Here is a 1,431-nt window from a genome sequence, read left to right as displayed (position 1 = left end):
TGTATAAATCATTATACATTCAAAACTAGATAGTAAGTAAATTTTAGTTCTACAAACAAAACATTTAAATTTGATTAAGTCTTCGATCGATTAGTATTCGTCAGCTCCACATATCGCTATGCTTCCACCTCGAACCTATTAACCTCATCATCTTTGAGGGATCTTATAACCGAAGTTGGGAAATCTCATCTTGAGGGGGGCTTCATGCTTAGATGCTTTCAGCACTTATCCCGTCCATACATAGCTACCCAGCGATGCCGTTGGCACGACAACTGGTACACCAGAGGTATGTCCATCCCGGTCCTCTCGTACTAAGGACAGCTCCTCTCAAATTTCCTACGCCCACGACGGATAGGGACCGAACTGTCTCACGACGTTCTGAACCCAGCTCGCGTACCGCTTTAATGGGCGAACAGCCCAACCCTTGGGACCGACTACAGCCCCAGGATGCGATGAGCCGACATCGAGGTGCCAAACCTCCCCGTCGATGTGAACTCTTGGGGGAGATAAGCCTGTTATCCCCGGGGTAGCTTTTATCCGTTGAGCGATGGCCCTTCCATGCGGAACCACCGGATCACTAAGTCCGTCTTTCGACCCTGCTCGACTTGTAAGTCTCGCAGTCAAGCTTCCTTGTGCCTTTACACTCTATGAATGATTTCCAACCATTCTGAGGAAACCTTTGAGCGCCTCCGTTACTCTTTAGGAGGCGACCGCCCCAGTCAAACTGTCCATCTGACACTGTCTCCCACCATGATAAATGGTGCGGGTTAGAAATCCAATACAGCGAGGGTAGTATCCCACCAGCGCCTCCACGTAAGCTAGCGCTCACGTATCTAAGGCTCCTACCTATCCTGTACAAGCTGTACCGAATTTCAATATCAGACTACAGTAAAGCTCCACGGGGTCTTTCCGTCCTGTCGCGGGTAACCTGCATCTTCACAGGTACTATGATTTCACCGAGTCTCTCGTTGAGACAGTGCCCAAATCGTTACGCCTTTCGTGCGGGTCGGAACTTACCCGACAAGGAATTTCGCTACCTTAGGACCGTTATAGTTACGGCCGCCGTTTACTGGGGCTTCGATTCGTAGCTTCGCAGAAGCTAACCACTCCTCTTAACCTTCCAGCACCGGGCAGGCGTCAGCCCCTATACATCACCTTACGGTTTAGCAGAGACCTGTGTTTTTGATAAACAGTCGCTTGGGCCTATTCACTGCGGCTCTCCTGGGCGTTAACCCTAAAGAGCACCCCTTCTCCCGAAGTTACGGGGTCATTTTGCCGAGTTCCTTAACGAGAGTTCGCTCGCTCACCTTAGAATTCTCATCTTGACTACCTGTGTCGGTTTGCGGTACGGGCACCATAAATCTAGCTAGAGGCTTTTCTCGGCAGTGTGAAATCAACGACTCGAGGAAACAATTTCCTCTCCCCATCACA

General features: G+C 49.9%; 1 rRNA gene. It reads right to left on the bottom strand.

Annotation, left to right across the window (positions count from 1 at the left end):
- Nucleotides 1–70: 70 nt before the first annotated feature.
- A 23S ribosomal RNA gene (locus IEU88_RS13585) occupies nucleotides 71–1,431 on the bottom strand; the annotation flags it as partial.

Source organism: Staphylococcus nepalensis (genome assembly GCF_014635045.1).
Classification (GTDB): domain Bacteria; phylum Bacillota; class Bacilli; order Staphylococcales; family Staphylococcaceae; genus Staphylococcus; species Staphylococcus nepalensis.
This window is presented reverse-complemented; position numbering and strand designations above follow the sequence as displayed.